19 protein-coding genes are annotated in these 26502 nt (G+C 75.4%); 16 read left to right on the top strand and 3 right to left on the bottom strand.

Features of this window, described 5'->3' with window-relative positions; genetic code table 11:
• The first annotated feature begins 220 nt into the window (after window positions 1–220).
• The 6 genes from SH587_RS01420 to SH587_RS01445 all read left to right on the top strand — a co-directional run bounded on the left by SH587_RS01420 (window position 221) and on the right by SH587_RS01445 (window position 11766).
• Window positions 221–4276: a CLIPPER-2 domain-containing protein gene (locus SH587_RS01420; RefSeq protein ID WP_320668759.1), complete on the top strand. Its 4056-nt coding sequence runs from the start codon at window positions 221–223 to the stop codon at window positions 4274–4276.
• Window positions 4277–4662: 386 nt separating this feature from the next.
• Window positions 4663–5940, top strand: a complete 1278-nt coding sequence (locus tag SH587_RS01425; protein WP_320668760.1) for a PucR family transcriptional regulator — start codon at window positions 4663–4665, stop codon at window positions 5938–5940.
• Between the two features lie 54 nt (window positions 5941–5994).
• On the top strand, window positions 5995–7473 hold the full coding sequence (locus SH587_RS01430; protein WP_445974773.1) for a WS/DGAT/MGAT family O-acyltransferase: 1479 nt from the start codon (window positions 5995–5997) through the stop codon (window positions 7471–7473).
• 95 nt (window positions 7474–7568) lie between these two features.
• Window positions 7569–7922, top strand: a complete 354-nt coding sequence (locus tag SH587_RS01435; RefSeq protein WP_320668762.1) for a nuclear transport factor 2 family protein — start codon at window positions 7569–7571, stop codon at window positions 7920–7922.
• 174 nt (window positions 7923–8096) lie between these two features.
• Window positions 8097–8468, top strand: coding sequence for a Na-translocating system protein MpsC family protein (locus tag SH587_RS01440; RefSeq protein WP_320668763.1), 372 nt, complete (start codon window positions 8097–8099; stop codon window positions 8466–8468).
• Window positions 8469–8598: 130 nt separating this feature from the next.
• Window positions 8599–11766: a DUF7933 domain-containing protein gene (locus SH587_RS01445; protein ID WP_320668764.1), complete on the top strand. Its 3168-nt coding sequence runs from the start codon at window positions 8599–8601 to the stop codon at window positions 11764–11766.
• 309 nt (window positions 11767–12075) lie between these two features.
• On the opposite strand, the gene SH587_RS01450 is transcribed toward SH587_RS01445, so the two are convergent.
• From SH587_RS01450 to SH587_RS01460, 3 genes are read right to left on the bottom strand one after another with little or no spacing between them, the layout of a single operon-like run.
• Window positions 12076–13914: an ATP-binding protein gene (locus SH587_RS01450; RefSeq protein WP_320668765.1), complete on the bottom strand. Its 1839-nt coding sequence runs from the start codon at window positions 13912–13914 to the stop codon at window positions 12076–12078.
• A gap of 7 nt (window positions 13915–13921) precedes the next feature.
• Entirely contained in the window at window positions 13922–14650 is a 729-nt protein-coding gene (locus SH587_RS01455; RefSeq protein ID WP_320668766.1) for a response regulator, read from the bottom strand.
• The gene (locus SH587_RS01460; protein WP_320668767.1) at window positions 14647–15261 is read right to left on the bottom strand and encodes a sensor histidine kinase; all 615 of its coding nucleotides are present in this window, start codon (window positions 15259–15261) and stop codon (window positions 14647–14649) included. Before SH587_RS01460 ends, SH587_RS01455 begins: the two co-directional genes overlap by 4 nt.
• 258 nt (window positions 15262–15519) lie before the next feature.
• Here SH587_RS01460 and SH587_RS01465 point away from each other — a divergent pair, with 258 nt between their 5' ends.
• The 10 genes from SH587_RS01465 (at window position 15520) to SH587_RS01510 (ending at window position 26453) form a co-directional block, all read left to right on the top strand.
• The gene (locus SH587_RS01465; protein WP_320668768.1) at window positions 15520–17643 is read left to right on the top strand and encodes a winged helix-turn-helix domain-containing protein; all 2124 of its coding nucleotides are present in this window, start codon (window positions 15520–15522) and stop codon (window positions 17641–17643) included.
• Between the two features lie 37 nt (window positions 17644–17680).
• Entirely contained in the window at window positions 17681–18694 is a 1014-nt protein-coding gene (locus tag SH587_RS01470; RefSeq protein ID WP_320668769.1) for a LacI family DNA-binding transcriptional regulator, read from the top strand.
• A gap of 122 nt (window positions 18695–18816) precedes the next feature.
• Window positions 18817–20052, top strand: a complete 1236-nt coding sequence (locus SH587_RS01475; RefSeq protein ID WP_320668770.1) for a M24 family metallopeptidase — start codon at window positions 18817–18819, stop codon at window positions 20050–20052.
• A gap of 5 nt (window positions 20053–20057) precedes the next feature.
• Window positions 20058–21032: an extracellular solute-binding protein gene (locus tag SH587_RS01480; RefSeq protein WP_320668771.1), complete on the top strand. Its 975-nt coding sequence runs from the start codon at window positions 20058–20060 to the stop codon at window positions 21030–21032.
• A gap of 22 nt (window positions 21033–21054) precedes the next feature.
• On the top strand, window positions 21055–22527 hold the full coding sequence (locus tag SH587_RS01485; protein ID WP_320668772.1) for an APC family permease: 1473 nt from the start codon (window positions 21055–21057) through the stop codon (window positions 22525–22527).
• Window positions 22528–22584: 57 nt separating this feature from the next.
• Complete coding sequence (locus tag SH587_RS01490; protein ID WP_320668773.1) at window positions 22585–22845, top strand: 4Fe-4S dicluster domain-containing protein; 261 nt, start codon at window positions 22585–22587, stop codon at window positions 22843–22845.
• Window positions 22842–23279, top strand: coding sequence for a hypothetical protein (locus SH587_RS01495; RefSeq protein ID WP_320668774.1), 438 nt, complete (start codon window positions 22842–22844; stop codon window positions 23277–23279). Before SH587_RS01490 ends, SH587_RS01495 begins: the two co-directional genes overlap by 4 nt.
• A complete protein-coding gene (locus SH587_RS01500) occupies window positions 23276–23935 on the top strand; it encodes a helix-turn-helix transcriptional regulator (protein WP_320668775.1) in 660 nt (219 codons plus the stop codon). The genes SH587_RS01495 and SH587_RS01500 overlap by 4 nt, the downstream gene beginning before the upstream one ends.
• A gap of 177 nt (window positions 23936–24112) precedes the next feature.
• The gene (locus SH587_RS01505) at window positions 24113–25546 is read left to right on the top strand and encodes an MFS transporter (protein WP_320668776.1); all 1434 of its coding nucleotides are present in this window, start codon (window positions 24113–24115) and stop codon (window positions 25544–25546) included.
• A 94-nt stretch (window positions 25547–25640) separates the two neighbouring features.
• Window positions 25641–26453 (top strand): hypothetical protein, encoded by an 813-nt coding sequence (locus SH587_RS01510; protein WP_320668777.1) that lies wholly within the window; start codon window positions 25641–25643, stop codon window positions 26451–26453.
• The last annotated feature ends 49 nt before the right edge of the window (window positions 26454–26502 follow it).

The raw sequence follows: 26502 nt of genomic DNA on the forward strand, positions 1-26502 counted from the left end.
CACCAAAACTTCCAGAAACTTGTGATGAGACGTCTCGTTCGGCGGCCGTCGGAGCGACAAGATCCTCCCTGTCGGCGTGACCCCCCTCGCTGCCGACACATATCGTGACTGAGGGTGCGTGTGGCAACTCCCCCGCAGTCACGGCCCTGCCGGTCGGGCGCCCCGATTGACCCACGGGGCGCCCGATCAGGCGCATGTTGCGTCGTCCGGAGCCAGGTCCATGCGTACGCCCTCGTTCCCGTCGATCGTCCCGTCGAACCGCAAGCACCCGATTTCGATCGTGGTGTCGTTCGTCGTGGCGCTCCTCGTGACGGGACTGCTGCTGGCCGGCCCGGCGCCGGCCGCCGAACAGGCCCCCGTCGGCTGCGGCTACGGGCAGGGCGGACCACACGACACCACCCTCTGCTGGCTCGACATGTCGGGGGTGAACATGACGCAGGCCCGCTCGGCCGCCGGCCAGCCGATGACGATCAGCCTGCCCGGGGGCAACCGGATCGACTTCACGCTGCGGATCAGCGACGGCGCGAACGGCTTCCGCACGATCTCGACGGCGGCCTTCCCGACCTGGTCCGGCACGCCGGTCGGCAACGACATCTACCGCAACACGCCGGGCCGGCCCGTCCTCTACCAGGACAACGGCCAGAGCGGCAGCGGCGAGAAGGGCATCGTCAGGCTCTCCAACATCGTCGCCCGCGGGCCGTCCGGCGCCGCCTTCACCGGCTACGCCTTCGTGCTCGCCGACGCGGAGACGACCAGCGAGGACGAGGGACTGACCTTCACCTCCGACAAGCCGGTCGAGATCTTCGATCGGGCCGTCCCGCCGGGCTACACGCAGCCCTGCCCCGGCGGGCTCACCGGGGCCGGGACCACGAGCGTGCGCTGTCTGGGCTCGCTCTCGGGCGCGCGCCCCGGCAACCTCCTGACCTCGACCGCGGCCCCGACCTCGGTCGCGATCCGCTACCAGAACAGCTTCGGCGGGCGCCAGGGCATCGCCTTCGGGGTCCTGACGGCGAAGGTCGCGCTGTCGAAGTCGATCAGCTCGCCCCAGCACCCGGAGGACGGCTTCGAGATCGCGATCGAGGACCAGGAGGACAACATCATGCGGTCGGCCAACACCAACGGCGGGCCGAGCGCGACGATCGATCCGGTGACCGTGCTCACCGACAGCAGCGCGATGCCCTTCACGTTCGGGGAGACGGCCAACCCGGGCACCTCGCTCGCCGTCTACCGCCAGAGCTGGTCCTGCACCCGCAACGGTGTCCGCGACGCCGAGGCATCGTCGGCCACCGGCCCGCGTCAGGACCTGGTCCTGGGGCTCGGCGACGACCTCCGCTGCACGATCGTCAACACCGGCCCGCGGCCGTCGATGTCGCTGGTCAAGCGGGCCCAGCTCGATGACGCCAACGGCAACGACGTCGCCGACGTCGGCGAGACGATCACCTACAGCTTCGAGGTCGCCAACACCGGCAACCGCGACCTGACCGACGTCCGGATCGAGGACGACCGGGTCAGCGGCATCAGCTGCCCGCGGACCACGCTGGCCGTCGGCGAGCGGATGACCTGCACGGCCGACGTCTACACCGTGACCCAGGCCGACGTCGACGCCGGCGAGGTGGTCAACGAGGCGACCGCCCACGGCACGCCGCCGGACGGGCTCGATCCGATCGCGTCGCCGCCCTCGCGCACGAACACGCCGACGCCGAGCCCGAACCCGGCGATCGCGGTGGTCAAGCAGGCGCAGCTGAACGACGGCAACGGCAACGACGCCGCCGACGCGGGCGAGACGATCGACTTCACCTTCACGGTCACCAACACCGGCAACCGGACGCTGACCGGGATCACGGTCGACGACGACCTGGTCACCGGGATCAGCTGCCCGGCCGATCCGCTGCCGCCGGGCGAGAGCATGACCTGCACGGCCGACCGCTACACGGTGACGCAGGCCGACGTCGACGCCGGCCAGGTGGTCAACGAGGCGACCGCCAAGGGGACCCCGCCGGGCGGCGGCGAACCGGTCGTCTCCGATCCCTCGCGGACCAACACCCCGACGCCGAACCCCGAGCCGGGGATCGCGATCGTCAAGCACGCGCAGCTGAACGACGGCAACGGCAACGACGCCGCCGACGCGGGCGAGACGATCGACTACAGCTTCACGGTCACCAACACCGGCAACCGGACGCTGACCGACATCACCGTCGACGACGACCGGGCGAGCGGCATCAGCTGCCCGGCCGATCCGCTGCCGCCCGGCGAGAGCATGACCTGCACGGCCGATCCCTACACGGTGACGCAGGCCGACGTCGACGCCGGCCAGGTGGTCAACGAGGCGACGGCGAAGGGCACGCCGCCCGGCGGCGGCGACCCGGTCACCTCGGAGCCCTCGCGCACGAACACGCCGACCCCCGAGCCCGACCCGGCGATCGCGGTGGTCAAGCACGCGCAGCTGAACGACGGCAACGACAACGGCACCGCCGACCTCGGCGAGACGATCGACTACAGCTTCACGGTCACCAACACGGGCAACCGGACGCTGACCGAGATCACCGTCAGCGACGACCGGGTGACCGGGATCAGCTGCCCGGCGGGTCCGCTGGCCCCGGGCGAGAGCGTGACCTGCACGGCCGACCCCTACACGGTGACCCAGGACGACGTCGACGCGGGCCAGGTGGTCAACGTCGCGACCGCCCAGGGGACCCCGCCGGGCGGTGGCGATCCGGTCGGCTCGCCGCCCTCGCGGACGAACACGCCGACCAGCGATCCGGCGCCGGCGATCCAGATCAGCAAGCGGGCCGAGCTCGACGATCGCAACGACAACGGCCGCGCCGACCTGGGCGAGACGATCCGCTTCGCCTTCGTGGTCACCAACGTCGGCAACCTGACCCTCCGCGACGTCGGCGTCCACGACCCGATCGCGGGCGACGTCAGCTGCGAGCAGCGGACCCTGCGGCCGGGCCAGGAGACCGCCTGTGCCGCCGACGAGCCCTACCCGGTCACCCAGGCCGACGTCGACGCCGGCGCCGTCCGCAACACCGCCGTCTCCTTCGGCACGCCGCCGCGGCCCGCCGGCGGCACCGGCGAGCCGACGCCGGTGGCCAGCGAGCCGGCCCACACGGAGACGCCGACCACCGCCCCGGCGCCCGCGCTGACGATCGTCAAGCGGGCCACCGTGACGCCGGCCGAGCGGGCGGGGGGCGCCTGGGTCGGCGACCGGATCAGCTTCGACTTCGTCGTCACCAACAGCGGCAACGTGACCCTCCACGACGTCGGCGTCGACGACCCCAAGGCCGGGCCGGTCCGCTGCCCGGAGCGGACGCTCGCCCCTGGAGCGAGCGTCCGCTGCAGTGCCGAGCGGCCGTACGTCGTGAGCGAGGACGACGTCGCGGCCGGCAGCGTCCGCAACGTCGCCAGCGCCCTCGGCACGCCGCCGGGCGGGGCCGGGCCGCTGCGCTCGTCCCCGGCCGAGACCTCGACCCCGACCGCTCGCGCGCCCGAGCCGCCCCCGCCCCCCCCCCCGCCGCCGCCCGCCCCGCTGCCGCCCTCACTGCGGGTCGAGAAGCGCGCCGACGTCGCCCGCGTGGCCGTCGGGCAGCGGGTCGAGTACCGGATCCAGGTCACCAACGACGGCCCCGGCGCGGCCCGCGCGGTGCGGCTGGTCGACACCCTCGGCCAGCCGGCGACGGTGGTCGCGGTCCGCTCGAGCGTCGGCCGCTGCGGCGGCCGGCCGACCGCCTGCGAGCTCGGCGACCTGGCCCCCGGTGGCTCGGCCACGATCACCGTCCGCGTGCGGGCCCGGCGCGCCGGCACGCTCGTCAACCAGGCGACCGCGACCGCGGGCAGCGACGCCGGCGGCAGCGTCCAGGCCCAGGGCCGGGCGACGGTCACCGTCCTGCGGCCCGCCGCGCTGCGGATCCGCAAGACGGCCGACCGGCGGACCGTCCGCGCCGGCGCTGACGTCCGCTACCGGATCATCGTGACCGCGGTCGGGCGCGCGACCGCCTACGACGTCCAGGTCTGCGACCGGCTGCCGCGCGGCCTGGCCTACCGCTCGGTGCGCGGGGCGCGGCTGCGCAACGGCCGCGCCTGCTGGCGGATCGCGAGGCTGCGCGGTGGCCGCTCGCGCAGCTTCCGGGTGGTCGCGCGGGCGACCAACCTGGAGCGGCGGCGGACGCTGGTCAACACCGCCACCGCGACCGCGCTCAACGCCCGCAGCCGCTCGGCACGGGCCCGCGTCGTCGTCGTCCCGCGTCCGGTCCGTCCCGGCGGCGTCACCGGATGACCCCCGGCCGGGGCCGCGGTCGGGCCCTGCGAACCTCGCTCCTCCCGCGCGCCTCGCCGCCGCACGTTCACCTGGGTGAACGTGCGGGCGGGCGTCGATCGCGCTCGGTCTACCGCGTACAGTGGCGGACTCCGCGCCGGTGCTCCCCCCCGCAACCGGGCGGGGACCATCCGCGCAGAGCGCCGATGGCGAGGGGCGGCCGCCGGGCAGGCGGCCCGCCCCTGAACCGTGCCGAGCGGCCCCGCGGGGTTGGCCGCTGACGGGCACGCACCCGGTGGGGGCCGGGTGAGGTCGCGCTGGCGCGGAGGCTTGGGGCAGCCGCGCCAGCGCGACCGGACCTGCCGGCGATCGGCCCCGGCGGGTCGGCCCGCGCGTAGGATCGGCCGATGGGAGCGGGGACCGCGGACGGGACGGACGCCTCGGCGTCGCTGGCCGCCGCGCTCGCCCGGCGGCTGCCGGAGCTGAGCGACGAGCTGCTGGCGCGGCTGCTCGACGCGATCCCGGAGCTGCGCGGCGACGAGGCGGTCCGCGAGCTGCTGGCGACCAGCGTCCGCGCCAGCATCGCCACCGGGATCGACGTGCTCGCCCACGACATCGACGTCGGCGCGGTCGAGTCGCCGGCCGCCGCCAGCGAGTACGCCCGCCGGCTGGCCCAGCGTGGGGTGCCGGTCGAGGCGCTGCTGCGGGCCTACCGGATCGGCCACCAGCGCTTCCTCGAGTGGTGCCTGGCCGCCGCGGCCGCGCAGGGCGGCAGCGCCGCCGACGCCGTCGCCGCGCTCGACCGGATCACCCGCGTCACCTTCCGCTTCATCGACCGGGTCTCCGAGCAGCTGCTGGCGGTCTACGCCGACGAGCGCGAGCGGTGGCTGCGCAGCGCGTCGGCCGCCCGCGCGGCGCTCGTCCGCCAGCTGCTGGGCGACGCCCCCGGCGACCCCGACCAGGCCGAGGCGCGGCTCGGCTACCGGCTGCGGGGCTGGCACGTGGCGGTGACCGCCTGGCTCGATCCGGCGACGCCGACGGCCGAGGCGCTGCCGCGGCTCGACCGGCTCGGGGCGGCGCTCGCCGGTTGGCCCGGCGGGACCCCGCTGACGGTGCTCGGCGACGAGCGCTCGCTGTGGGCCTGGTTGCCGGTCAGCGGCGAGCGGGCGGTGACCGCCGACGAGCTGGCCGCGGTCGTCGACCCGGCCGCCCACGGGGCGTCGCTGGCGATCGGCCTGCCCGCCGAGGGGCCGGAGGGCTTCGCGGTCTCGCACCGGCAGGCGCTGCGGGCGCAGGCGGTGGGGGCGGCGGCCGAGCCCGCGGTCGGCACGATCACGCCCTTCGCCGACGCCAGCCTGCTGGCCTTCCTGACCGGCGACGTGCCCGCCGCCCGCGGCTGGATCGCGCAGATGCTCGGCGGGCTGGTCGGCCCCGAGGAGCCGGCGGCGCGGCTGCGCGAGACGGTCCGCGTCTTCCTCGGCACCAACGGCAGCTACACCGAGACCGCCGCCCGCCTGCACCTGCACAAGAACACGGTCCTCTACCGGGTCCGCAAGGCCGAGGAGCTGCGCGGGCGACCGCTCGACGAGGACCGGATCGGGCTCGAGGTGGCGCTGCTGGCCTGCGACCGGCTCGGCGCGGCGGTGCTCGGCGGCGACGACGGTTCGGGCTCGCGGTCCAGCTGACGGTCGCAGGTTCGGTCCCCGGGACCGACGACCGCCCGCCGGCCCCGTGGTGCGATGGTCCGCGTGCGGCAGCTGACCAGCCTCGACGCCCAGTTCCTCGCCGCGGAGGACGGCCGCACCCACGGCCACGTCTCCGCGGTGGCGATCCTCGACCCCTCGACGACCGCCAGCGGCCGGCTGACGCTCGCCGACGTGCGGCGGGTCTTCCGCGAGCGGCTGCACCTGCTGCCGCCGCTGCGCTGGCGGCTGGTGCGGGCGCCGCTCGACCTCGACTACCCCTACTGGCACGACGACCCGGCCTTCGATCTGGAGTTCCACGTCCGCGAGCTGCAGCTGCCGCGGCCGGGGACGATGGACCAGCTGGCCGACCAGGTGGCGCGGATCATCGGCCGGCCGCTCGACCGCAGCCGGCCGCTGTGGGAGGTCTACCTGATCGACGGCCTGGCGGACGGCAACGTCGCGCTGCTGACGAAGGTCCACCACGCGCTGGTCGACGGGATGTCCGGGGCCGAGATCCTGGGGATCCTCTTCGACCTCGAGCCGGAGGGGCGGACGGTGGCGCCCGACCCCGAGCACGGCCCCGACCGCCGCGCCGGGACGCTGGAGCTGGTGGCGCGCGGCGTCGGCAGCCTGCCGCGTCAGGCGCTGCGGCTGGCGCGTGGGGTGCCGGCGACCCTCCAGCACATCGACACGCTGCCGACGCTGCGCCACGTGCCCGGCGCGCGGCTGGTGGCGCGGGTCGGCGAGCAGGCCCACCGCGCCGCCACCCGCAACCGCGACGGGCGGATGCTGGAGCGGCCACGGGCGCGGGCGCCGCGGACCTCGTTCAACGGCCGGATCACGCCCCACCGGCGGGTCGCCTTCGCGTCGCTGTCGCTGCCCGAGATCAAGGCGGTCAAGAACGCCTTCGGGGCGACGGTCAACGACGTGGTGGTGACGCTCTGCGCCGCCGCGGTCCGCGAGTGGCTGGTCGACCACGGCGAGCTGCCGGAGGATCCGCTGCTGGCGATGGTGCCGATCTCGGTCCGGACCAAGGAGGAGCTGGGCACCTTCGGCAACCGGATCTCGGTGATGATCGCGCCGCTGCCGACCGACGAGCCGGATCCGGCCGAGCGGCTGCGGCGGACCCACGAGGCGATGCGCTCGGCGAAGGAGCGGCACCGGGCGGTGCCGGCCGACATCCTCTCGACGGCCAACCACCTGATCCCGCCGTCGCTCTTCGCCCGCGCGGCGCGGGTGACGGCCGGCGTCTCGGCCTCCAGCCGCTTCGCCCCGCCGTACAACCTGATCCTCTCGAACGTGCCCGGACCGCCGGTGCCGATCTACATCGCCGGCGCCCGCCAGGTGGCGAACTACCCGGTCTCGTTCATCCTCGACGGGGTCGGGCTGAACATCACGGTCTTCAGCTACCTGGACCGGGTCGACTTCGGCCTGGTCGCCGACCGCGACCTGCTGCCCGACGTCGCCGCCCTCGCCGGGGCGCTGGAGCGGGCGATCGACGACCTGACCGCCGCCGCGCGGACGCTGTCCTGAGGGCCGGGCGCGGGGTTACCCCACGGGGAATCGACCGCGGGGCCGGGCGGCGGCAGGCTGTCCCCGTCCCCCAACCCCCACGAGAGGACCGGACCGTGCCCGACGTCGTCGACGCCTACCTGCAGACCTGGAACGCCACCGACCCCGACGCCCGCGCGGCGCTGCTGGCCGAGCACTGGACGTCGGACGCGTCCTACGTCGACCCGCTCGCCGAGGCGGTCGGGCGCGACGCCCTCCACGCCACCATCGGCGCCGTCCAGCGGCAGTTCCCCGGCTTCGTCTTCCGTCCGGTCGGAAGCGCCGACGCGCACCACCGCCAGACCCGCTTCCAGTGGGGCCTGGGACCGGACGGGGCCGAGCCGGTGGTGGTCGGCTTCGACGTGGTGGTGACCGACGAGGAGGGGCGGATCGACACGGTCCTCGGCTTCCTCGACCGGGTGCCGAGCTGACCCGCCGCCCGCGTTTGCCGCGTCGCGGCGGCGGGCATACGCGCGCCAGGCCCGTCGATCTCGTGCCGCGGGGCCGACGGGCCCGCGGCCCGAGCCGCGGGGCGGGCTCGGCCGCCCGGCTCGCGGCCACGGGTCGGACGGTCGTCCCGCCCGTCGCGCGCTACCCTGCGGCTCGTGCCGAGCCGCAGCGCGAACGAACAGTGGGCGAAGGAGATCGCCAACGGGATCAGCCAGGTCTACAAGGACCTCTACGGCCGTGGTCCCGAGACGATCAACGTCTACGCGGTCCGTGGCCATGGCGTCCTCTGCGTGCTCCGCGGGACCCACTCGCCGGCGGAGCGCACGCAGGTCGAGGTCGGCGAGGCGCACCGGGTGCGCGAGACGCGGGCGCTGATCCAGACCGCCCGCCGCGAGGAGACCTTCCGGGTGGTCGAGGCGGCCACCAACCGCCGGGTCGAGCAGTACGTCCCCGGGTACGACCCCGAGGCCGACGTCGCCTCCGAGCTGTTCCTGCTCGAGCCGGACCCGGCCGATTCACCCGGGTGAAATCGGGTCCGCATCCCCCACGGAGGGGATGACCGACGTACAGTGCCTGCTCGCGGTCCCCGGGGATGGGCCGGAACCGCGTCGAGGCCGGCTGGGGTGTCGGCGAAACCTGACGAGAAACGAGGAAGTCGTGTCCCTTCGGACTCGATTCGCCCGGCGGTTCGCGTGCGTCGCGACCGTCGCGGTCGGCGTCGGCCTTCTGCCGGCGACCGTTCACGCCGCACCCGGGGTGCCGGCCGACCCGACGGTGGTCTTCCAGGAGGACTTCGAGCACGTGCCCTCGGCGGCACCGGTGCTGCTGGAGGACTACGTCTCCGCGTCACCGTTCGACGCGACCTACAGCGGCGACCCGTACTACCTGAACCCGAGCTACTGCAACGGGATCGTGACGTCGTGGAACTCGACCGCGAACGCGGCCTGCGGCGGCTACGACGAGTGGATCCGCGACTTCGCGCGGGCGCTCGGCCACATCGTCGACCCGGCGACCGAGGACGACAACCACGCGCTGTCGGAGTTCACCACCGGCGGCACGCCGCCGGCCAACGCCGTGGTCTTCGAGACCAACGCGCCGCTGGCGCTGCCGGCGGCCGGCGGGCGCTTCGTCTCGTTCTCCGTCGACGTCGCGGCCGCCTACTGCGGCAACGTCGCCGCGTCGCGGCCGCGCTACGACTTCTTCCTGCTCGACGGCGCGACCGAGGTCCCGGTCTTCCCGACGCCGATCCAGCCCTGCGCCGACGCCGGCGGCCAGGCGGTCAGCTTCAACGGCCGCAGCTTCCGCGTCGGCAGCTACCCGACCCACGGCGGCGTGCTGTTCGCCGGCAGCCAGCTGGGGATCCGCCTGCGCAACCAGGTCGCGGTCAGCGGCGGCGCCGGCAACGACGCGGCGATCGACAACATCCGCGTGCTCGACGCGACGCCGAAGCTCGACAAGTCGTTCGCGGCCCCGCAGGTGGCGGCCTCGGCGCCGGCGCGGCTGCGGCTGCGGGTGACCAACACCAGCGACTTGGGCGCGAAGGCGGGCTGGTCGTTCACCGACACCCTGGCGACCGGGCTGAAGGTCGCCGCGACGCCGAACGTCGCCGTCGAGTGCCAGGACGGCGCCCGCGATCCGACCGACGCCAGCGGGGTGACCGCGACGGCCCCAGCCGGCGCGGGCACGATCGCCGTCAGCGGCGCGCTGAAGAGCGGCGACGTCTCCTGCACGGTCGCGGTCGACGTCGTCTCGGCCGGTGGCCAGGCGGCCAGCTACGTCAACGGCCCGGCCAACATCGGCTCGCGGGTCGGCATCGATCCGCCGGACGCCGGCACCACGATCAGCTTCCAGGGTCCGCCCGCGGTCGCGATCACCGGCCCCGCGGCCGGCACCAAGCTGACGGTCGGGGCCCAGGAGCCGGTCGACTTCGGCTGCAGCGCGCCGGCCGGCGTCGACTCCTGCACCGCGACGGTGACCCCGCCCGGCGGCGGCGCTCCGACGTCGATCACCGACGGCGACAACCTGCCGACGGCCACGCCGGGCGTCTACACGATCACCGCCAAGGTGGTCGACGAGGTCGGCCAGGAGCAGACGGTCACCCGCACCTACGAGGTCTTCCCGCCGCCGACGGCGACGATCGACGGCCCGACGGCCGGTACCAAGCTGACGGTCGGGGCCCAGGAGCCGGTCGACTTCGGCTGCGCCGCGGCCGCGGGCGTCGACTCGTGCACGGCGACGGTGACCCCGCCCGGCGGCGGCGCTCCGACGCCGATCACCGACGGGGCGAACCTGCCGACGGCCACGCCCGGCGTCTACACGATCACCGCCAAGGTCAAGGACGCGCTCGGCGTCGAGCGGACGGTCACGCGTACCTACGAGGTCTTCCCGCCGCCGACGGCGACGATCGACGGTCCGGGCGCGGGCGCGCGCCTGCCCGTCGGCGGCCCCGCGCCGATCGACTTCGGCTGCGCCGCGGCCGCGGGCGTCGACTCCTGCACGGCGACGGTGACCCCGCCCGGCGGCGGCGCCCCGGTGCCGATCACCGACGGGGCGAACCTGCCGACGGCCACGCCCGGCGTCTACACGATCGCCGTCAAGGTCAAGGACGACCTGGGCGTCGAGCGGACGGTCACCCGCACCTACGAGGTCTTCCCGCCGCCGACGGCGACGATCGACGGTCCCGCCGCCGGCACCAAGCTGAGCGTCGGCGAGCGGACGACGGTCGACTTCGGCTGCACGGCGGCGGCCGGCGTCGACGCCTGCGTCGGCACGATCAAGCGCCCCGACGGCTCGACCGTCGCGATCACCGACGGCGGCGAGCTGCCGACCGACCAGCCGGGCAGCTACGAGCTGACCGTGAAGGTCACCGACGAGCTCGGCCAGACGAAGACCGTCACCCGCACCTACACCGTCTCGCCCGGTCCCAAGGCCGAGGTGGTGGCGCCGAGCACCGGCGGGCCGATCGGCCAGGGCGGCCAGGTCCCGGCCGGGTTCGCCTGCGCCGACGGCACCGCGCCGGTCACGTGCGAGGCCACGGTCCGCAAGCCGGACGGGACGACCGTGACCGTGAAGCCCGGCGACCCGTGGCCGACCGACCTGGTCGGCGGCTACGAGATCACCGTCACCGCGACCGACGCCGACGGCCGCAAGCACGTCGCCACGTCGCGCTACGAGGTCTCGGCCGCGGTTCGCCAGCCGACCAGCGAGGACGACCTGCTGCTGGAGTGCGGCCGGATCCCGCTGACCCTGATCGACGTCACCCGCGGCGTGCGGTCCCGCGGCGGCCGCTACGCGAAGACGACGATCGTCGGCGTCGCCGACCAGCGGTTCGTCGGCCAGCGGGTCGCGATCCGCTACCAGGGCGCCAACCGGGTCGTGGGCCGTCCGCTGGTCGGCCGCGACGGCCGCTTCCGGCTGACGATCGCCGACCCCGATCCCCGCAACCGGGTCAACGCCGAGAAGCGCCGCTTCCGGGCCGAGATCGGCGGCGAGCGGTCGCTGGCGCTGAAGCTGACCCGGCGGTTCGTCACCAGCTCGGTGACGGCCAAGGGCGGCAGCTGGATCGTCCGCGCGGTCGCGTCGCGGCCGCTGCTGGCCAAGCGGCAGGCGGTCGAGGTGCGGATCAAGGACGACTGCGGCGGCGGCTGGAAGGCGGTCGGCAGCGCCGGTCGCCTGACCGCGAGCGGCCGCTTCGTCCAGCACCTGCCGGCGCCGAAGGCGGGCCGCTTCCAGGTCGTCCGGCTGGTGACGGTCGTCGATGGCGAGGGCGGCCGCCGGGCGGGCCGCACCTACACCGTGCCGCGCGGCCTGCGGGGCGGTCGCTGATCGAGCGACCCGGCCTGCGCGCACGCCACCCGGTGGGGGCCGGGTGACCGTCGCGTCGGCGCGGATCCGCACGGGTCCGCGCCGGCGCGACGACGAGCTTGGGCGCGATCGGCGCCCGATCCCCGTGGGCGGCACCGACCCCACGAGCCTGGCGCCGGGCTCGTCCGCCGCCCGCGCGACCCGGCCACCCCCCGGGTCGTGACCGTCCGGTGCGCGAGGACCCACGCGCACGGGACGGTCCGTCCACCGGCGGCCGGGCCGTGAACGGTCGGCCCGGCCGCCGGTGGCCCTTCGCGGGACGCCGCCGGCTCAGTCCCCGGCGGGAGCCCGCTCGGCCACGGCCGAGCGCTCCAGCGCCGCCGCCAGCGTCGGCCCGGTGGTCGGCTTGGCGACGAAGTCGTCCATCCCCGCCGCCAGACAGGCCTGACGGTCGCCCTCGAAGGCGGCCGCCGTCACGGCGACGATGTACGGCTGGTGGTCGGCCGCCACCTGCTGGCGGATCGCGCGCGAGGCCTCCTTGCCGCCGAGCCGCGGCAGGTGCATGTCCATCAGCACCACGTCGTAGCGCTGGCGGGCGACGGCGTCGATCGCCTCGATGCCGTCGGCGGCCAGGTCGGCCCGGTAGCCGAGCTTCTCCAGCATCCGGATCGCCACCAGCTGGTTGGTCTGGTTGTCCTCGACGACCAGGATCCGGCGCGGCAGCCGCTTGGCCATCCCCGGGTCGAACCACGACGCCGCTCCGTCCGGCCCGGTGATCGCCGGCGCCGGCGGCAGCGGCAGGGTCAGGGCGAAGGTCGACCCGCGCCCGACCGTGCTCTCGACCGTCAGCTCGCCCTCCATCAGCTCGGCCAGGTTGCGGCTGATCGCCAGGCCGAGCCCGGTCCCGCCCTCGTTCGCCTGCCCCTGCGGCCCGGCGTGGACGAACGGGTCGAAGATCCGCGCCAGCCGCTCGCGGGCGATCCCGGGGCCGTCGTCGGCGACCGCGAACCGGATCCGGCCGTCGGCGGCGCGCTCGACGACGATCTCGACCCGGCCGCGTTCGCTGTAGCGGACGGCGTTGGCGGTCAGGTTGACGAGGATCTGGCGCAGCCGGGTCGAGTCGGTCAGCACGTCGTCGGGCAGCTCCGGCCCGATCCGGCTGGTCAGTTCCAGCCCCTTCGCGACCGCCTCGGGCCGGATCAGCTCGACGACGCTGCCGACGGTGTGCGAGACGCTGGTCGGGGTGATGCCGAGCGTGACCGCGCCCGAGTCGATCTTCGAGAAGTCGAGGATCTCGTTGACGATCGTCAGCAGGTGGTCGCCGGAGCTGCGGATGATCCGCGCGTGCTCGGTGCTGCGGGCGTCGCGCCCCTCGTCCTCCAGCAGCCCGGCCAGGCCGATGATCGCGTTCAGCGGCGTCCGCAGCTCGTGGCTGACGTGGGCCAGGAACTCGCCCCGCGCCCGGCCCTGCTCCTCGGCCGCCCGGCGGGCGATCTCGAGCGCGGCGTTCTCCTCGCTGCGGCGCTCGTTCTCGGCCCGCAGGGTCCGCTCCCGCTGCAGCATCTGCCGCAGGTCGACGATCGTGCGCTGCAGCCGGCGCCGGAACTGCAGCAGCAGGAAGCCGATCATCAGGATCAGCGCGATCGTGGCCGCGTACTCCGAGAAGTCGAGCACCCACAGCGGCGTGGCGCGCTTGGTCGCCTCGGGCGCGCGGTCGCCTTGACGCGCGAGCACCACCAGCAGGATCGCCACGCTGGCGGTGGCGAGCGACAGCAGCAGCCGCCGCTCCGACAGGTACTGCAGGCCGACCGTCACCGCGGCGACGCAGCAGAGGACGGTGACGATCGCGCTCTGCGGCAGCACGATCGCGGCGAACCCGACGCACGACAGCAGCGCGACGACGGTGACCGTGGCCGCGTCCTCGGGCGACAGCCGGTGGACCACCAGCGACGTGCCGCCCATCACCAGGGTGCACCAGAGGAACAGCCCCGTGACCAGCCGCTGGCCGCCCTCGCCGGTGATCACGCTCAGCGGCCCGATCACCGCCGCGACGATCGCCGCCACCACGGCGATCGCCAGCGTCCCCCGCCGCAGCGGCGTGACCGACGGCACGTGCGCCGCCTCGAGCACGCCGTCGGCCGTGCCGCTTCCCGCCCCGTCCCCCCGCATCGCGTGATTATCGCCGCTGGTCGGCGGCGTCGGCGGATCGCGTGCGGTGGATCCGGGCGGCGGCGCCGGTCAGCGAGCGGTAGCTCTTGCGCGGCCGGCCGGGACCGACCGCGACCGCCTCGCTCTCGGCCTCGCGGACCGTCACCAGGTACTCCAGGTAGCGGCGCGCGGTCACCCGGTGGAGCCCGAGCAGGGTCGCGACCTCGGCCGCGGTCAACCCCTCGCCGGCGGCCTGGAGGGCGCTGCGGACCTCGGCCAGCGTCTCCGCCGCCAGGTCGCGCGGCAGCCCGTCGCCGACCGTGCGGGTGCCCGCCACGGCGTCGACCGCCGACTGGTCGAGGGCGGCGGCGCGGAGCATCAGGATCCGGTCGCGGAAGCGGATCAGGCCCTCCTGCAGCCGCTCGGGCGTGAACGGCTTGACCAGGTAGTCGACGACGCCCAGGTGGACGCAGTCGCGAACGCTGTCGCTGTCGCGGGCGGCGGTGATCGCGATCACCTCGACCGCCGCCTCGGCCCGCCGCAGGGCCCGCAGCAGCGCGATCCCGTCGTGGTCGGGCAGGCCCAGGTCGAGCAGCACCAGCTGCGGGCGCTTCAGCGGCAGCAGCCGCAGCGCCTCGGCCGCGGTGGCGGCGACGCCGACGACCGCGAAGCCGGGCGTACGGGCGACCAGCCGCCGGTGGACCTCGGCCACCACCGGGTCGTCCTCGACGATCAGCGTCCGCCAGGGGTCGCTCATCCCGCCAGCCCGATCGTGACGCTGATGCCCTCGGGCCCGCGGTGGACGGCGACCCGCGCGTCGAGCCCGGCGACCTCCGGCACCAGCGGCCCGTGGTCCGGGGCCGGCGGGCCGGTGAGGACGGCGATCGTGGTGCGGCCGTCGACCCGGTGCAGGTCCAGCCGCACCCAGCGGTCGGGCGTCGGCTGGGGCGCGACCGCGGCGACGGCGTCGCGCAGCAGCCCGGCCACCAGCGTCAGCACGGCCAGCTCGTCGGCGCCGTCCGGCAGCCGGTCGAGCGCGCTGGCCTCGCCGACGGTCAGCCGGACGCCGATCCGGGCGGCCAGCGACGCCTCGGCCATCACCACTCCGCCGAGCGAGCGGACGCCGATCCGGGCGGCGATCGCGTCGTGGCGGCGGTGGTAGTCGTGCTCGACGTCGGCGACCACCTGGCGCGCGCCGGGCAGGTCGTCGAGGGCCAGCAGCCCGCCGATTCCGTGCAGCCGGTTGGCGTACTCGTGGGCCTGTTCGCGGAGCCCGTCGACGAGTCGGTCGACCAGCGCCAGCTCGGACCGGCGCCGCGTCTCGCGATCGGTCGCCGACGTCCCCACGATGCCCCCCTCGTCCTCCATCGACCCGTTCACCCCAGCAGGGACTATCGCCGATCGGGAACGCCGGTCGCAGCGCTCTGGACGGGAAGGCCGCGGTTTTGATCGCCGGGGCTGCTCGCAAGCCCGGGATCGGCCTCGCGGGGACCTACCGTCGCGGCACGGTGCCGCGACGAACGGGTGGGTCGTCCGGTCCGGCTCACGATGCACGCCGTTCGCAGCTTCACTCCGGGGACCGCGCTTCCGGTCCGTCGACAGGCCGACCTCGAGCGCCGACGAATAGTGGACGCCCTGGAGGCCGCCGCCGCCGCGCCGCTGGTCGTCGTCCGCGCGCCCGCCGGCTGCGGCAAGACCACCGCGGTCGCCCAGTGGCTGGCCCGCAGCGGGCGGCTGGCCGTGCGGCTCTCGCTCGGCGGTGCCCACGACGACCCGCGCCGCTACTTCGCCGACCTGCTCGCCGGCTGCGCGCCGGTGCTCGGCGCGCGACTCGACCCGGCTCGGCGGATGCTGGCCGCGGGGGCGCCGCTCGAGGCGGCGGTGGTGCCGCTGCTGGCGACCGCGCTCGACGACGGGCCGCCGCTGACGCTCGTCCTCGACGGCTACCAGGCGCTCCACGCCCCCGCCGCCCACCGGGTCACCGAGGTCCTGCTCGACGCCCTCCCCGTGGGGTTGACGGTGGTGATCGCGACCCGCACGCCGCCGCCGCTGCGGCTGGCGCGGCGGAAGGCGGCCGGGATCGTCGCCGAGGTCGGCGCCGACGAGCTGCGCTTCCGTTCCGACGAGAGCCAGGCGCTGCTCGACCGGCGGGTCGGGCTCGGCCTGCCGCCGTCGGCGGTCGCCGCGATCGCCGACCGGGTCGGCGGCTGGGCGGCCGGACTGGCGGCCGCGGCCGACGCCCTCGCCGAGCCGGACGCGCCGTCGGCGCCCGAGCGGCGGGCCGCCCGCGCCGCGACCGCCGTCGCCCGCGCGGTCCGGGCCCAGGTGGTCGAGCGGCTGCGGCCGGAGCTGCGGGCGTTCGCCGCCGCGGTCTCGATCCTGCCGCGGCTGACGGCTCCGCTGGCGACCGCGGTGACCGGGACGGCGGCCGCGTCCGAGCTGCTGGCCGAGCTGCGGGCCGCGACCCCGCTGCTGCTCGACGGCGACCGCCCCGGGGACGGCGACGGCGGCGGCTGGTGGCGGTGCGCCGACGTGCTGGCCGACGCGCTGCGGGCCGAGCTGCTGCGGACCCGGCCGGCCGACCTGCCCGCGCTGCACCGGCGGGCGTCGGCCTGGTTCGCCGAGGCCGGCCTCTTCGCCGAGGCGCTCGACCACGCGGGCGCCGCCGGCGACCACGACCGCGCGGCCGCGCTCCTGCGCGAGCGGTGGGTGGCGATCGCGGCCACCCGCGGGGTCGGCGCGCTGCGGGCCCAGGTCGACCGCTGCGCCGCGGCGCTCGGCGACGACGACCCGTGGGTGGCGGCCGTCCGGCTGGCGATGGCGACCCTCTGGGACGGCGTCGACCAGCGGGCGGTCGGCGGGCGGATCGCGGCGCTGCACCGGTGCCACGGCGACGACCCCGACGTCGCGCTGGCCTGCGCGCTGGTGCTGGCGCAGCCGTTCGACGGCGACGTCGAGCGGGCGCTGCGGGTCGGCGCCGCCGCCGGGGAGCGGTTCGCCGACCGGCCGTTCGCGATCGAGCAGCTGGCCGGTCCGCTCGCGTTCGCGCGCTGGCTGGCCGGCGACGGCGACGGCGCCCGGGAGCTGCTGGAGCCGCGGGTGCTGCGGCCGCAGTCGTCGGTGGCGGCGGCGTGGGCGGCGGCGGTGCTGGCGCTGGTCGACCTCGACGACGGCCACGTCGCCCGCGGCCGGCGACACGCCCGTCGGGCCCAGGCGGCGCTGGCCACCGCCGGGGTCGGCCGCGAGCGGGTGCGGCCGGTGGCGCAGGTGGCGCTCGGCCGGGCGCTGGCCGCGGCCGGCCGCCACGGCGAGGCGCGACGTCAGGTCGACGCGGCCCTGGCGGCCGAGGAGCGGCGCCCGGGGACCCCGGGCCAGCTGCTGGCGCTGACGGCCGACGCCGAGCTGGCGCTGGCCGAGGGCGACCACGCGCGCGCGGCCGCGCGGCTGGAGCGGGCCGCGGTGGCGCTGGCGGGCGTCCGCGGCGCCTCCGCGATCGGCGACCGGATCGCGGCCCTGCGGGGCACGGCCGGCGACGCCGATCCCGATCCGCTCCGCGGCACCGAGCCGAGCGCCGCCGAGCAGCGGGTGCTCGAGCTGCTGGAGACCGACCTCAGCCTGGTCGAGATCGGCAGCCGGCTGTTCCTCAGCCGCAACACGGTCAAGAGCCACGTCCGCCGGATCTACCGCCGGCTCGGCGCGTCGACCCGCGAGGAGGCCGTCGCCCTCGCCCGCGGGCGGCAGCTGGTCTGAGCGACCGCGGCCGCCGCTCCGGCGTACGATCCCGCGGGTGAAGCGGGGCCGCCCACGTCCGAGCATCCAGGACATCGCCGACGCGACCGGCGTCTCGATCACCACCGTCTCGCACGCGCTCAACGGCAAGGGCCGGGTCCAGGCCGAGACCCGCGAGCGGGTCCTGCGGGTGGCCGACGAGCTGGGCTACACGGCCAACGTCCACGCCCAGCGGCTGGCCACCGGCCGCAACCGGATGCTGGCGCTGCAGGTCTCGGGATCGGGCAAGCGGATGCTGGCCAGCGACTCCTCCTACTACGTCGACGTGCTCGACAGCGCGGCGGCGGCGGCGCTCGACGCCGGCTACACCCCGGTGATCGTGCCGGCCCGGCTGCCGGAGCGGGCGGTCGAGGCGCTGGCCGTCGAGGGCGCGATCGTGATCGACCCGCGCGGCGACGAGCCGCTGCTGCGGGTGGTCCGCGACCGCGGCGGGCTGGCGGTCACCGCCGGCCGCGTGCTGCGCGACGGCGAGGGCTGGGGTTCGGTCGACAACGACCACCGGCGGCTGACCCGCGACGCGCTCGACCACCTGCTGGAGCGCGGCTACCGGCGGCCGGCGCTGCTGACCGGCACCGCCGCCCGCTCGTTCGCCGCCGACGCCGCCGCCGAGTACCGAGCGTGGGCGGCCGAGCACGGGCTGCCGCCGATCGTGGTCACCGTGCGGGCGGCGCCGAGCGCGTCGGCCGCCTTCGCTGCGGCGGGCAAGCTGCTCGACCGGCCGGACCGTCCCGACGCGGTCTACGCCAGCTTCGACGTCTTCGCGCTCGGGGTCCTGCGGGCGGCGGCGGCCCGCGGGCTGCGGGTGCCGAAGGACGTCGGGATCGTGGCGACGGTCGACGGCGAGGGGCTGCGGGGGGCGGTGCCGCCGGTCTCGGCGTTCGACCTCCACCCGAGCCGGATCGGCAAGCAGACCGTCGCCACGCTGGTGCGGATGCTCGAGCAGGACGCGCCGGCCGAGGCGGTCGTCGTCCCGGCGCAGCTGCGCCCCCGCGAGTCGACCGAGCGCGGCTGACCGGCCCGCGCCCTGCGCCGCCCCGGCCCGCGGTTCCGACTTGACACCGAAACTGCCAAAGCGCTTTAGTAGCGCCCAAGCGCTTTGGCACCGAGCCGGGGCAACGAGCGAGGAGAGGATCCATGAGCGTGACCGCGTCCGAGACCGTCGGCGGCATCCCGCGGACCGAGTACGTCGAGCGGCGGCGGAAGCTGCGCGAGCGGATCGCCGAGCGCGGCCTCGACGGCGTCCTCGTCGCCTCGCGCGGCGGCAACGGCGCCGACTGGGGCGGCGACATCGTCTACCTGACCAACCACTACTCGGCCTTCCCGGCGATCCCCGACCAGCCGCCGGCCTGGTCCGGCCGCGGCCTCTCCGGCCTGGTGATGCCGGCCGACGCCGACGGCAGCCTGGTCGTCGAGCTGCCCGACTGGCGCGAGGACCTGGTCGTCTGCGACGACGTGCGGGTGGCGCTCGACCTCTGGGGCGGCCTGGTCGACACGCTGCGGGCGCGCGGCCTCGACCGCGGCCGGATCGGCCTGATCGGGCGCGAGAGCTTCCCCTACGTCGCCGGCGAGCGGATCGCCCGCGAGCTGCCCGGCGTCGAGCTGGTCTGGGCCGACGACATCATCGAGGACCTGCGGCTGCGCAAGTCCCCGGCCGAGATCGTGCTCGTGCGCGAGGCGACCCGCGTCGGCAGCGACATGGTGCGGGCCTTCATGGAAGCCGCCGTGCCCGGCGCGACCGAGGCCGACTGCGTGATCGCCGCCTACGAGACCGGCGTCCGCCAGGGGGCGTTCCCGCTCGACATCCCCGTCGCCTCCGGCCCCCACGTCGACCACTTCCTGTGGGACCGGATGCCCTCCTGGAACCACACCCGCAAGCTCCAGCCGGGCGACATGATCCACCCCGACATGTACGGCACGGTCCAGGGCTACTTCTACGACCTGGTCCGCACGACGGTCGTCGGTCGTACGGTCACCGACGCCCAGCGCGAGGTGCTGCAGGCCTCGATCGACGTGGTCGAGCACGTGATCGACGGGATCCGCCCCGGCGTCAGCTTCGGCGCCCTCTTCGACCGCGGTGCGGCCTGGCTCGACGAGCACGGCTTCGACGTCCCCGGCGCCGAGTCGGCCGAGTCGGTCGCCTTCCTCGGCCAGAGCTTCCCCTCGTTCGGGCACAGCCTCGGCCTGGCCTGGGAGCGGCCGTTCGTGCTGCCCGGCGAGACGGCGGTCGTCGAGCCCGGGATGGTGCTGGCGATCGAGGCCGAGGTCGGCCGCCCGGGCGCCGGCACCGGCGCCTTCGAGCACGACCTGCTCGTGACCGAGAACGGGGTCGAGCTGCTCACCACCTCGGTCAAGAACGTCTGGTGGGAGTGAGCCCGATGCTCCGCCTGCTCGCCTGGCCGGGCATGCCCGATCCGGAGGCCGTCGCCGAGGCGGGGCGGCGGATCGGGCGCACGGTCGAGGTCGAGACGATCGCCGTCAACGAGGAGCTGGAGCGGCGGATGGCGACCGGCCACGTCTACGACGTGGTCTGCCCCTCCGACTACATGGTCGAGCGGCTGGCCGCGGCCGGCGCGCTCGCCCCGCTCGACGACGACCGGCTGCCCGGTCGCCGCCACCTGGCGGACTGGGCCCGCTCGCCCGTCTACGACCGCGACGAGACCTGGTCGGTGCCGCTGGCCTTCGGCACCACCGGCTACCTCTACGACCGCCAGCGGCTCGGCGGCGACCCGGAAAGCTGGGGGCCGCTGCTGGCCGCCGGCGCGGGGCCGTCGGTCGGGCTGCTGGCCGAGCCGCGCGAGGTGATCGGCGCCGCGCTGCTTGCGACCGGACACGAAACGAACGACGCGACGCCGGCCGCCCTCGCCGCGGCCCGGCGAGTCCTGGAGGGGGTCGCCGAGCGGGTCGTGCGGGTCGACAGCGACGACTTCGTCGGCCCGGTCGCCGACGGCACCGTCGCCGTCCACCACGCCTGGAGCGGCCCCTCGGCCGCGCGGATGCGGCACGATCCGCGGCTCGGCTACGCGGTCCCGGCCGAGGGCGCGGTGCTGTGGACGACGACCGCGGCGATCCCCGCCGACGCGCCCGACCCGGACGCCGCCCACGCCCTGATCGAGCAGCTGCTCGACCCGCAGCTGGCCGCGATCACCACCACCCGCAACGGGTACGCGACGCCCAACGCCGCGGCCCGCGACCGGCTCGACCCGGCCCTCGCCGGCGACCCGGTCCTGTTTCCCGACGAGGCGGTCCTGCGCCGCCTGCAGGTCGTGCGCGCCCTGCCCGACGCCGACGCCGCGCGCGTCGATGCGCTGTGGCAGGAGCTGGGCACGCGCTGGCCCCTGCCCCGCGCCTAGGCGCACCACGAAAGGACCCACGATGTCCACCTCGACGCCCGCGAGCACGGCCGACGTGCCGGCCGGGCCGGAAACCGACGCCGAGCGTCAACTGCTGCGCGACTTCGACGTCAAGTCGGCGTTCTCGCTCGCGTTCGCGTTCCTGTCCCCGATCGCCGCCCTCTACGGGATCTTCGCGATCGGCCTCTCGACGGTCGGGCCCCAGTTCTGGTGGGGCTTCCCGATCACCCTCGCCGGCCAGATGCTGGTCGCCCTGACCTTCGGGCAGCTGGCGTCGCGGTGGCCCTACGAGGGCAGCGTCTACCAGTGGGCGCGGCACCTGATCGGGGCCCGCTACGGCTGGGCGACCGGCTGGTGGTACATCTGGGTGCTCTGCATCGCGACCGCCGCGGTCAGCTACAGCGGCGGCCTCTTCCTGGCCCAGCTGGTCGGGATCGACGAGCCGTCGACCGGGACCGTGGTGCCGTTCGCGCTGCTGATCCTGGCCGCGGTCGCGTGGGGCAACACCCACGGTCGCCACGTGCTGAAGATGGTCGTGGTGCTCTGCATCGGGGCCGAGATCATCGGCTCGATCGGCGTCGGCGCTTGGCTGCTGCTGTTCCACCGCGAGCACGGGCTCGACGTGCTCTTCGAGGGCACCGGCGCGCCCTCGGTCGGGACCGGCCTGATGAGCGCCCCGTTCGTGATGGTCGTGGCCTTCGCCGGCTGGTCGTTCCTCGGCTTCGAGAGTGCCGGGGCGATCGCCGAGGAGGTCCGCGACCCCCGACGCGCGGTGCCGAAGGCGATGGCGCTGTCGCTGCTGTTCGTCGCCCTGGTGGTGATGTTCGCCAGCCTCTCGATCATCCTCGCCACCCCCGACATGGGGGCGGTGATCGCGGGCGAGGTCGGCGATCCGGTGGTGGCGACGCTCGAGGCCCAGCTCGGCGGCACGGTCACGCGCGTGATCCTGGCGATGTTCGTGATCGGCTTCTTCGCCAGCGCGCTCAGCATCCAGGCGGCGGCCTCGCGGCTGGTCTGGGCGCTGGCCCGCGACCGCCAGCTGCCGGCGTCGTCGCGGCTGTCGAAGCTCTCGGGCAGCGACCGGCTGCCGACCAACGCGGTGCTGCTCTGCGCTGCGATCTCGGCCGCGCTCTACGCCTTCAGCGGCACCGACCTGTACTCGATCCTGGTGACCGCGACCTCGGGTGGCTTCTACGTCGCGTTCGCGCTGCCGGTGATCGGGCTGGCGATCGCGCGGGCCCGCGGCCGCTGGCGGCCGGGGCCGTTCCTGGCCGGCCGCCTGGGGCTGGTGATCTCGCTGCTGGCGCTGGTCTGGATCGTGCTCGAGACGATCAACATCGTCTGGCCGCGCGACGCCGGGCTGCCCTGGTACGAGACCTGGGCGTTCTTCCTGGTCGCCGGCGTCGTGGTCGGGCTGGGGCTGATCGTGCGGCTGGTCGTGCTCCGCGGCGGACCGCCGCCGGTGCCGGTCGCCGAGCGCGACGTCGATGGCTGACCTTCGGTTTTCACACAGGCAATGGGAAAACACGGCCCGACGCGCTAGGGTCGGGCCGTGGCCTACGTCATCAATGAGCCCTGCATCGGCACCAAGGACGCCTCGTGCACCGAGGTCTGTCCGGTCGACTGCATCCACCCGACGCCGGACGAGGACGGCTTCGACCTGGTCGAGCAGCTCTTCATCGACCCCGAGGAGTGCATCGACTGCGACGCCTGCGTCGAGGCCTGTCCGGTCGACGCGATCACCTCCGAGGACCAGGTGCCGCCGGAGTGGCAGGCCTTCGTGGCCCGCAACGCGGAGTACTTCCGGCGATGAGCGGCTGGGACGCGCTGCAGGTGGCGGCGCCCTGGCTGTGGGTCGGGATGGTGCTGGCGATCTCGTTCCTCGAGGCGCCGCTGAAGTTCCGCGCGCCGGGGATCACCGTGCCGCTGGCGGTCGCGATCGGCCGGATCGTCTTCCGGGCCCTCAACGGCTGCGAGCTGGTCCTGGCGCTGCTGGCGACCCTGGCGCTGGTGGCCGGCGACGCCCAGCCGACCGCCGCGGTGGTGGCGCTGGTGGTCGCCTGGTGGGCGCTGCTGGTGAAGGCGGGCGCGGTCCGGCCGCTGATGGACCGGCGGGCCCGGCGGGTGGTGGCGGGGGAGGATCCCGGTCCGTCGCCTCTGCACCTCTGGTACGTCGGCCTGGAGCTCGCGACCGTGCTGGCGGTCGGGGCGTACGCGCTGCTCTCGCTCGACGCGATCGTGGGGTGAGCGCGATCGACCCCCGCGACGCCCTCGCCCAACCGACGCGGGCGCGGATCTACGCCCGCCTGCGCGAGCGCGCCGCCGCGGCCACCACCGACGAGCTGGCGGGCGAGCTGGGCCTGCACCCGAACGGCGTCCGCACCCACCTCGGCCGGCTGCTGGCGGCGGGCCTGGTCGAGCGCGCGCGCGACCGCGAAGGACCGGGCCGCCCGGCGGACCGCTGGAGCGTGGCCCGCGAGGCGGTCGACCCGGCGGGCGGCGCGGGCCCCTACGCCGACCTCAGCCGCTGGCTGACCCGCACGATCGCCGCCCGCGCCACCACCGGCGAGCAGGTCGAGGCCGTCGGCCGCGCGATCGGCCGCCAGCTGCTCCCGGCCGCCCGTCGCGGCGATCCCGCGGGCCAGCTGCGCGACGCCCTCGCCGCGCTCGGCTTCCGGCCCCGCGAGCGGACGGCGCCGGCGGGGGAGTGGCACTGCACGCTCGACCGCTGCCCCTACCGCGAGGCGGCCGACGACCCCGAGCGGCTGGTCTGCACGCTCCACCGCGGGATCACCGGCGGCCTGGTCGAGGCGATCGCCCCGTCCGCCGCCCTGGTCGCCTTCGAGCCCCGCGACCCCGCCCGCGCCGGCTGCGTGGTCGCGGTCACCGGCCTGCCTACTTGATCACCAGCATCTCGGGGTTGGTGGCTCGCCTGTGCGGGGTCACGCGGGCGGGCTGACGACGGTCCCTTCCCTACCCCCAGGGGGTATGTGGTACGGTGCCCCGCACTGCATACCCCGAGGGGGTATGGCGAAGTTCGCACGGCGGTCGTCCCCGCGGCCGTCGGGAAAGGACCCCTGATGTCCCCTGCCCATCCGCGGCGCTGGGCGGCCCTGGCCGTGATCGCGCTCGCGCAGTTCATCGTGATCATGGACACGTCGATCATCGGCGTGGCCCTGCCCGAGATCCAAGCCGACCTCGGGTTCTCGCCCGACGCGCTGTCGTGGGTCTTCAACGCCTACGTGATCGCCTTCGGCGGCCTGCTGCTGCTGGGCGGCCGGCTCTCCGACCTGCTCGGCCCGCAACGGGTCTTCTCCGCCGGCTGGGCGATCCTGGCCGTCGGCTCGCTGGCCGCCGGCCTCGCCGGATCGGTCGGGGTCGAGGTCGCCGCCCGCGCGCTCCAGGGCGTCGGCGCGGCCCTGATCGCCCCCTCCGCGCTGGCGCTCATCATCGCCCTCTTCGGCGCCGAGCCGAAGGAGTTGATGAAGGCCTTCGCCGTCTACGGCGCCGCGTCCCCGGCCGGCGGCACCGCCGGCGTCTTCCTCGGCGGCGTGATCACCGAGTGGATCAGCTGGCCGTGGGTCTTCTACATCAACATCCCGATCGCGATCGCCGTGCTCGTCGCCGCTCCGCGGGTGATGCCGCGGCTGGAGCGTCGCAGCGGTGCGATCGACTGGTGGGGCGCCATCACCGCGACGGCCGGCCTGGCGCTGGTGGTCTTCGGCGTCGTCCGCGCGCCGGAGGAGGGCTGGGGCTCGGCCGCGACCCTGCTGAGCCTGGCCGCCGGCGCCGTCCTGCTGGGGGCGTTCCTGGTCCTCCAAGCCAACCGCCGGGTGCCGCTGGTGCGGCTGGCGATCTTCCGGGCCCCGAACCTGGCGGCGGCCAACGGCGTGATGCTGCTGCTGGGCGCGGCCTGGATCCCGACCTGGTTCTTCCTCAACCTCTACCTGCAGCAGGTGCTCGGCTTGGGGGCCTTCGCCGGCGGCGCGGCGCTGCTGCCGATGACGCTGACGGTGATGGTCCTGATCCTGGCCGTGACCCCGCGGGTGATCGGGTGGATCGGGCCGAAGGCGACGATCGTCGGCGGGCTCTTCGTGCTCGGGCTGGGGATGGTGCTGCTGAGCCTGATCCGGGCCGACGGCTCGTTCGCGGCCGACGTCCTGCCCGGCTCGGTGATCGCGGCGGCCGGCATGGCGCTGCCCTTCATCCCGGCGCTCAACACCGCGATCTCGGCCGCTCCGCCGGAGGAGGGCGGCCTGGCCTCGGGGATCGTCAACACCTCGTACCAGGTCGGATCGGCGATCGGCCTGGCCGTGATGACGGTGATCGCCAACGGTCAGGGCGCGACCGACCTGGGCAACCCGGCGGCCCTGACCGACGGCTACTCGGCGGTCTTCGTGGGCGCGGCGGCGATCGCGGTCGCCGGTGCGCTGCTGGGGCTGGTGGCGCTGCGCGGGTCGGCCGCGGCCGGCAGCGACGCCGAGGCCGGCACCCCGGCCGGCGACGCGGCCTAGCGGGGGAGCGGCGGCCCCCGATCGGGGGCAGACGGGGGACGTCGCGCGGGGCTACGGTCCCGGTGACGTCCCCTTCCCCCCGAGGAGCCACCCGATGCCCCGTCCCCCGATCCCCGCCGCCGACCGTCGCGCGTCAGCGACCGTCGTGCTGCTGATCGCGCTCCTGCTGGCCGCCGTCGGCCTGCTGCGCCCGGCCACCGGTCAGGCCGACATCTACAACCCGACGACGATGCAGGACATCCCGACGAGCTACTACTACCCGCCGCCGGCGCCCTCGTACGACCCGCCGCCGCTGTACTTCCCGCCGCTGACGCCGACCACCGGCGGCTCGTCGGGATCCTCGTCCGGGGCGTCGCGGCCGAAGATCGACCGGGTGCTCGGCTACCGCCGCTCGCCGAAGGTCTCGCGGACGGTCAACCGCCAGATGGCGGCGCTCTTCCACAAGCGGCTCGGTCGCCAGGGCTTCGACCGCAAGCGGTTCCTGAAGGAGGCGGACAAGGGCACCTTCCGGGCCGTCTTCCGGCGCCTGATCCGGCCGCTGGGCTGGTCGGACAGCGACTACGGCGACGCGATCGCCGCCTACGCGGTCTCCTCCTACATGATCGCCAACGACGTCGAGGAGCTGAGCGGCCGCGAGCGGATCGGCGCCCAGATGGTCGAGCAGGACCTGCGCGCGCGGCTGCGCAAGAACCGCCGGATGAAGGCGATGTCGTCGCGCGCCAAGCAGATCGCGACCGAGCGGCTGAACACCCTGACCGTGATCCAGACCGTCCAGTGGGCGACCGCCTCGCCGGCCTCGCGCGCCCAGCAGGCCCAGGCGATCCGCCAGGCCGGCCGCAAGACCTTCGGCGGCGACCTCGGCGGCGTCCAGCTCGGCTACGACGGCTTCGAGCCGCGGGAGGGGTGAGGGGCACCACGGACCGTTCGCTTGGCCTGGCGGACTGGGGATGAGATCG

It is taken from the genome of Patulibacter defluvii (genome assembly GCF_034096925.1).
GTDB classification, from domain to species: domain Bacteria; phylum Actinomycetota; class Thermoleophilia; order Solirubrobacterales; family Solirubrobacteraceae; genus Patulibacter; species Patulibacter defluvii.

Coding starts and splice junctions, on each gene's coding strand:
- SH587_RS01450 (WP_320668765.1), bottom strand. CDS start 13,914: ATGCGGGGGGACGGGGCGGGAAGCGGCACGGCCGACGGCGTGCTCGAG.
- SH587_RS01430 (WP_445974773.1), top strand. CDS start 5,995: ATGGTCCGCGTGCGGCAGCTGACCAGCCTCGACGCCCAGTTCCTCGCC.
- SH587_RS01485 (WP_320668772.1), top strand. CDS start 21,055: ATGTCCACCTCGACGCCCGCGAGCACGGCCGACGTGCCGGCCGGGCCG.
- SH587_RS01480 (WP_320668771.1), top strand. CDS start 20,058: ATGCTCCGCCTGCTCGCCTGGCCGGGCATGCCCGATCCGGAGGCCGTC.
- SH587_RS01495 (WP_320668774.1), top strand. CDS start 22,842: ATGAGCGGCTGGGACGCGCTGCAGGTGGCGGCGCCCTGGCTGTGGGTC.
- SH587_RS01475 (WP_320668770.1), top strand. CDS start 18,817: ATGAGCGTGACCGCGTCCGAGACCGTCGGCGGCATCCCGCGGACCGAG.
- SH587_RS01460 (WP_320668767.1), bottom strand. CDS start 15,261: ATGGAGGACGAGGGGGGCATCGTGGGGACGTCGGCGACCGATCGCGAG.
- SH587_RS01420 (WP_320668759.1), top strand. CDS start 221: ATGCGTACGCCCTCGTTCCCGTCGATCGTCCCGTCGAACCGCAAGCAC.
- SH587_RS01510 (WP_320668777.1), top strand. CDS start 25,641: ATGCCCCGTCCCCCGATCCCCGCCGCCGACCGTCGCGCGTCAGCGACC.
- SH587_RS01505 (WP_320668776.1), top strand. CDS start 24,113: ATGTCCCCTGCCCATCCGCGGCGCTGGGCGGCCCTGGCCGTGATCGCG.
- SH587_RS01425 (WP_320668760.1), top strand. CDS start 4,663: ATGGGAGCGGGGACCGCGGACGGGACGGACGCCTCGGCGTCGCTGGCC.
- SH587_RS01455 (WP_320668766.1), bottom strand. CDS start 14,650: ATGAGCGACCCCTGGCGGACGCTGATCGTCGAGGACGACCCGGTGGTG.